We start from the raw sequence: 5,633 nt of genomic DNA, 5'->3' as shown, positions 1-5,633 counted from the left end.
TGAAAGGCGCTTTTCGCCAAATCGACGCCGATGATGGTAACTTCGTCCATTGCTGTTCCTCCTCTTCTCTATCCCACGGTAGCCCACGAGGCGCGGGAGGGGCATCCACCCCATCAAGGATCGAGCGAATGCCCTGTGGGCAAGATCCGGCCCCGCGTCATGCGGGCGTCACCCGACAGGGCCGAGACGGGTAGGGCAGGGCGACCAGGACCGGCAGGGGAATGGCTGGCTCGGGACGAGACAGACAGGCACCGGCCGCAGCCGGTCGCATCGACCTGAATGGCTCGGGCGAAGGCCGCTTGCGGCCGAAGCTAGAACGCGGTGCCCGCCAAATGGCGGGCAGACGCCCTAGATCGTTTCAAGGTTTGACATAGGCGTATGCGGCCACGGTCGCACCGAGGCCCGCCATGATGCTGCCCATAAAATCGACCGCTGCGATGTCGCGCAGGATGGGCATGAAGACGTAAGCGGCCACGCCTGCGATGCCGATGCGAAAGATCAAACGCATATCATCCTCCTTGCAGCGGTATATACATTAATCTATATACAAGGTATACCACAAAGGATAAACCGATGGCAATGCTGATCAAGGGCGAAGAGATTGACACTCTGGTCGCCAAATACTGTGCCATGACGGGCGAAAAAAACAAGTCCGAGGCCGTGCGCAAGGCGCTTGCGGCGCAGATCGAGGTGCTTTCCGGTCGGGAACGGCTGGTTGATCGTGTGGCGAAGATCCAGCGCAGTGCGGCCGAGGCAGGCTTTGTCAGCACGGGCGAAGACCTGAAGCCGTTCTTTGATGAACAGTGGGGCGAGGACTGATGTTTCTGGACGCGAGCGCGGTGGTCGCAGTGCTGCTGGACGAACCGGATGCACCTGGCTTGCTGAAGGCGATGGAGGCAGCGCGCGGCAAGCTGCGGTTCTCGCCGGTCGTCCGGGTGGAAGCCACCCTTGGGCTGGTCAAGGCTCGGGTGCAGGCGCGCGGCAAAGGCCCGGCGACAGCCGAAGACTTTGCCGCCGCAGGCGAACTGGTGGACGGCTTTCTTGAAGCGGTCGAGGCCCATGAGATGCACATCAGCACCGGCATGGGGAAAGAGGCGATCCGGGCTTTGTCGATCTATGGCAAGGTGGTCGGGCATCCGGCCCAACTGAACTTTGGCGACGCACTGTCCTATGCCTGCGCGAAAGCCTTCCACGTCCCGCTGCTCTACAAAGGCGGCGATTTTTCTGAAACCGATCTCGCGTAAGGACATAGCCATGAAGCTATACGTTGCGACGTTCTGGGCAGGCGATGGCTGGGTCGATCTGCACGACGACCCCCGGCCTTTTCGCGCCGCCTCGGACGCGGCCTATTCGGCCTTGCTGGCGGGAAGGGCAACGACCAGGCTGCGGACAGCGTAATGAAGCCCCCGCCGGAATGAAAGCGGCCCCCGCAGGGGCCGCAATGAGACGTCAGGGTTTCTGACGATCTTCGAGCGCGGACAGGCGTTCCTCGACGTTGTGGTAGTGGCCTGCCAGCAATGTCATGATGTGCGTGATACCGTCCATGCGGACGTTCACGTTGTCGAAGCCTTCTCGCATCTCCTTCCGCAACTCTTGCAGAAGCCGGATGGTGTGGTTTTCCGGGGTTTCGCTCATGGAGAACTCCTTTCCTTGGATATAAGCGATATGACCGGGAAAAGCGAGGCTCTAGCCGCCCCGCACGGTCGCAGGCATCGGACACGCTGAGTCAGGGACGGCCCGGCACGGGCCGCTTGCAAGGCCGCGCTCGCGCGGCCGCCGTCCTTGACCAGTGTGGTAGAATGACAAGATCCGTGTGGTGGTGGATAGGTCCGGCCCCGGCCAGCGCCTTGCGCGGGCCGGGTTAACAGCCGGACGCGACTGATGGCGCAACGCGGGTGCCGCGCAGCGGCGGCCCGGCGCGGCCTTAGCGCCGCCCGCTGTCCTGGTGTCGGCACGCCGGCGCCGGGGCAGCGGGAACCAAGGACAGCACCAGGAAAAAGAAAGACCCCGCCGAAGCGGGGCCAGTTACCTTCGTCGCTGAAGGGCAGAAACTGAAATTCAGGGCAGGCGATAGGCCAGCAGCCAGGACGGGCCATGCGAGTTGCGCAATTGGCGCAGCTCGGGCCGCTCGTCCGGCGCACCGGATTTCAGCCAATCGGCAAGCAGGTGGCTTTTCCACCGCTTCCCGTGGCGCTCACGATAGGCGCAAAGGGCCGCTTTCTGGTCTTCGGTAGGATCGGCATATGCCATATTGAGCGGGTTCATGTCAGGGCCTCCAGAAAAACGGGGTTGGGGGCGGGCGTCCCGCCCCCGGTGTCGGCATCAGAGGCAATCGGGCGTCCATGCGTCGATGATGGCCTTCTTCTCTGCGTCGATGTGCCAAGCCCGCTGATACTCGGGATCGGTGAACAGCCGCTCCATCTGCCGCGCTTTGTCGCCTTTCTTGTCCTTCTTGAAGGTCTTGAAGCCGGTGCCCTCGGGGTCGGCTCCGGTCACTTCGAGCAGCAGCGCATCAAGGTAATCGCCGCTGACACGGTTGAAAAAGTTCTCGGCGTTTGGCGTCCAGACCTTGCGGACGCTTGCCTTGGTTTCCGTCTCGATCGCATCGAACAGTGGATCAGGGGATTGGGACCAGAAGTCGGTGCAACCGTATTTCAGGGCACGGGCAAGGGCCAGCGTCAGGATGGTGTTGCGGTGCTTCTGGCCTTTGGCACGGAAGGCGGCAAAATCCTCCTTCTCGTCGCCTTCGTCGTTGTCACCCTGTTCTTCGTCGGCAGGATTGACCAACCGGGGATCGGGGGTGAAGCCGGTAGCGGTCGAAGGCTGGATTTTCCCGTCACTGGTGCGAAGGTCCAGCGGGCCGCCATAAACCTGCGCAAGCGTGTAGGCTGCGAGGTCTAGCGCCAGTTGCGGCTTGTCCAGCAGCGCCCCCTGCACGGCAGCCAGACGCATGGCTTTCAAATCCTCGACCAAGGCGGCGGAATAGGGCGATTTCGGCGCGGTATCTTCGCCGCCGTCATAGGCGGCGTGTCCGGTCAGAACGCCCGCCTCGGTCGCCGCCTTGCGGTCTTGCGGCTTCACATAGGGGCCTTCCTTGCGCAGCCGCCCGTGATCGTCAACATAGACCAGCCAACCGCCGAACCGCCGCTGATCCTCGGTGTAGTCGCCATCGAGGATCGCTTGCAGCGCGGCAAGCTCGGCCTGTCCGGCCTCGTCAAGCACCTCACCATTGGCAAGCTCGGCTAGTTCATCGTAACGCTCCGACTGTTCTTCTCCAAGAACGCCCTCGACGCGGTAAAGCCGCTTCATCTTCTCGCCTGCACCATAGGGAACGTAAGACCCTTCCATGATCTCAAACCAGTGCCAGCCATCGCAGGCGGCAGCGGCATCATCTTCCAGTTTCTCGGCAAACAGCCGGGACAGCAGGTCGGGGTTGTGCAAGGCGATCTGATCGGAAAACAGGTCGGCGGCAAGGGTTCCGCCTGCCGCCTTGTAGGCGTCCACTCCGACGAACAAGGCCCGGCGGTCGCGGCCAGATACAGTATCAGGCTGCAACAGTTGCTTGATGCGGTGTTCGGAAGCATCCTTTCCGCGAACACTGTCCAGAACTTTCAGCGTCAATTCCGGGTCTTGGGATACGGTGAACGCCTTCGCCATGCCGAGGCTGATCTGACGGGATTTCAGGGCGTCCAGAACTTCCGCAGGCAAAGCAGCAAGAGCAAGGCGGCGATAGACCTGCGCTTCCGTCTGACCGAACGTGCGGGCGATGGTCGGCACGTCAGCACCGGATTCTTTCATCCGACCATAGGCCCGGATTTCGTCGGCAGGGTCCAAGTCCTCACGGGCAGAGTTTTCGGCGCTGGCCCAAGCGCGGGCCGTCGCTGTGTCGAATGTGATCTGAACGGGAATTTGCGCAAGGGTGGGCTGGCGCTCGACCACGGCGGGGTCACGCTCGATGGCGCGGGCAATCGCCCGCAGGCGACGGCCACCCGCAACAATGCCGATTTTACCTGTTTCAGCATCAGCCAGCCCGGAAAGGTTTTGCACCAGACCGATCATGGCAAGGCTGTCGGCCAGCAGGTCGATCCCTTCCGGCTCGGCATCCTGACGCGGGTTCAGGTCGGACAGGTGGAGTTGATCCAAGGGGAAATACTGGATCACGGCGGGGGCGATTTTCTCGCGTTTCATGCTATGTTCCTTGTTAGCGACGACTGTTTTGTGTTATGGGTGCCCCGCCCCAACGGGGCGAGGCGAGGGGCCTTAAATGATCCCGTGCTGGTTCAGGAAGCGGCGGCCGATGCCATTCTGATCGCCCTTCCTGATAAGCGCCCATGCTTCCGCGAGGCGCGTTTCAAAGATTGCTCTGCTCATATATTCACCCCCTTTCCGGTTGATGTTTCGGGAAGCATCGGCCCGCCCGGAGCGAAGCGGGCCGATTTCGGGCGCGATCAGCGTTCCAATGGGAACATGATCGTCACGACACGATGGGTTTTGGACGGATCGGCAGGGGCCAGCGAACCGCCTTCGCAATCGGCGTCATAAAGACCGATTTCCCAATAAAGACGCTCTCCTTCCACTTCGATGGTGCCGAACGAATGGTCCAGATAGGGGTCGGTGAAATCGCTGAAATTCCCGTCCATCGCGCAGGAGACAACTGCGTTGCGGACGAAAGCAATGCCCTTCCCGGCCATGCCGGGCGTCACGACGATGCGGCCATTCAAGTCGGGGGCGACAGTGACGGTCGCCAACTGGATCAGGGCGGCACCTGCATCAAGGGCTATGTCAAGCCGTTCTTGGCAAAGACGAGGTGCGACAAGCGCCAGCGCCGCGCGATAGCGATCATTCTGCTGCGCGATGGTCAGCGCCACAGCGGAAGGAAAATCGCGGCTTCCGCCCATCGCACAACATTTCGGGCAACGGCGCGGCTGAAACTCGGCGGGGAACTCATGTGCGCAAGCGGCACAGACATAGGTGTTAAGATCGAGCATGGCTCAACTCCTTCTAGCGACTGATCGGGCCGGTTATCCGGTTCCCGCAGGGCCGGGGCTTTCCCCGTTTCCCTGTTACATGTATATACGCAATGCGGCGTATAGACAAGGAAAAACAAGCCGCAAAGGCCAATTTTATTTCAACATTTCAACATGATATGCGGTTGAAATCGCTTGACGCGCCTGCCGCCAGACCCTCATTTTCACCAGCAAACATCCCGACCGCGACACCAGAGTTTCGCCGGCGATCTCGCGCGACCTGGCCGCCAGCACCCGCAGCGCCAGCAGCTCGTCCCGACGAAGATGATGGAGCGCAACCGTGCAACGCGGCACGCGGGCGGCGTTCGGCTTGCCCGAATCCCCCCGCGTCAGGATGCAGCGGCCAAAGGCCGCGATCCGCAACAAAGCAGCCCCGGCACCGCTTGCCGGGGCTTCCGATCTTGCCATAGGCCGCGCCAGCGGCCCCCTGCCGGATTTGTCCAGTCTGGTCGCACAGCGGCCAGACCTTGCAGGGCATGAGCGAGACGCCATGTGTGGATGCCCCGTTTAATGCAAGTCGGTTGTTTGCTCGCTGGCGGAGTGATCGGGTGCGTTCATGTGTAAGGCCTGTATAGTGCGGCGATTCACATGCCGCTGGCCGGGATG

At 61.8% G+C, this 5,633-nt stretch carries 9 protein-coding genes; 3 read left to right on the top strand and 6 right to left on the bottom strand.

Annotated elements, in window-relative coordinates; translation table 11 throughout:
* Positions 1 to 358 precede the first annotated feature (358 nt).
* The gene (locus IT41_RS21110) at positions 359 to 508 is read right to left on the bottom strand and encodes a hypothetical protein (protein ID WP_156116976.1); all 150 of its coding nucleotides are present in this window, start codon (positions 506 to 508) and stop codon (positions 359 to 361) included.
* A 65-nt stretch (positions 509 to 573) separates the two neighbouring features.
* Here IT41_RS21110 and IT41_RS18875 point away from each other — a divergent pair, with 65 nt between their 5' ends.
* Genes IT41_RS18875 through IT41_RS21105 form a run of 3 tightly spaced genes read left to right on the top strand, consistent with a single transcriptional unit; the run spans position 574 to position 1,398 of the window.
* Positions 574 to 819, top strand: coding sequence for a type II toxin-antitoxin system VapB family antitoxin (locus tag IT41_RS18875; protein ID WP_036744245.1), 246 nt, complete (start codon positions 574 to 576; stop codon positions 817 to 819).
* A complete protein-coding gene (locus IT41_RS18870) occupies positions 819 to 1,244 on the top strand; it encodes a type II toxin-antitoxin system VapC family toxin (RefSeq protein ID WP_036744243.1) in 426 nt (141 codons plus the stop codon). The genes IT41_RS18875 and IT41_RS18870 overlap by 1 nt, the downstream gene beginning before the upstream one ends.
* Before the next feature lie 10 nt (positions 1,245 to 1,254).
* Positions 1,255 to 1,398 (top strand): hypothetical protein, encoded by a 144-nt coding sequence (locus IT41_RS21105; RefSeq protein WP_156116975.1) that lies wholly within the window; start codon positions 1,255 to 1,257, stop codon positions 1,396 to 1,398.
* A gap of 51 nt (positions 1,399 to 1,449) precedes the next feature.
* On the opposite strand, the gene IT41_RS18865 is transcribed toward IT41_RS21105, so the two are convergent.
* The 5 genes from IT41_RS18865 to IT41_RS18845 form a co-directional block, all read right to left on the bottom strand.
* The gene (locus IT41_RS18865; protein WP_036744242.1) at positions 1,450 to 1,635 is read right to left on the bottom strand and encodes a hypothetical protein; all 186 of its coding nucleotides are present in this window, start codon (positions 1,633 to 1,635) and stop codon (positions 1,450 to 1,452) included.
* A gap of 423 nt (positions 1,636 to 2,058) precedes the next feature.
* On the bottom strand, positions 2,059 to 2,265 hold the full coding sequence (locus tag IT41_RS18860; protein ID WP_052081796.1) for a hypothetical protein: 207 nt from the start codon (positions 2,263 to 2,265) through the stop codon (positions 2,059 to 2,061).
* A gap of 57 nt (positions 2,266 to 2,322) precedes the next feature.
* Positions 2,323 to 4,188 (bottom strand): ParB/RepB/Spo0J family partition protein, encoded by a 1,866-nt coding sequence (locus IT41_RS18855; protein ID WP_036744241.1) that lies wholly within the window; start codon positions 4,186 to 4,188, stop codon positions 2,323 to 2,325.
* Positions 4,189 to 4,448: 260 nt separating this feature from the next.
* A complete protein-coding gene (locus IT41_RS19630) occupies positions 4,449 to 4,988 on the bottom strand; it encodes a DUF3768 domain-containing protein (RefSeq protein ID WP_081967639.1) in 540 nt (179 codons plus the stop codon).
* Between the two features lie 135 nt (positions 4,989 to 5,123).
* Complete coding sequence (locus tag IT41_RS18845) at positions 5,124 to 5,393, bottom strand: hypothetical protein (protein WP_074948233.1); 270 nt, start codon at positions 5,391 to 5,393, stop codon at positions 5,124 to 5,126.
* Positions 5,394 to 5,633: the final 240 nt, after the last annotated feature.

The sequence above is a fragment of the Paracoccus halophilus genome, from assembly GCF_000763905.1.
GTDB lineage: Bacteria > Pseudomonadota > Alphaproteobacteria > Rhodobacterales > Rhodobacteraceae > Paracoccus > Paracoccus halophilus.
This window is presented reverse-complemented; position numbering and strand designations above follow the sequence as displayed.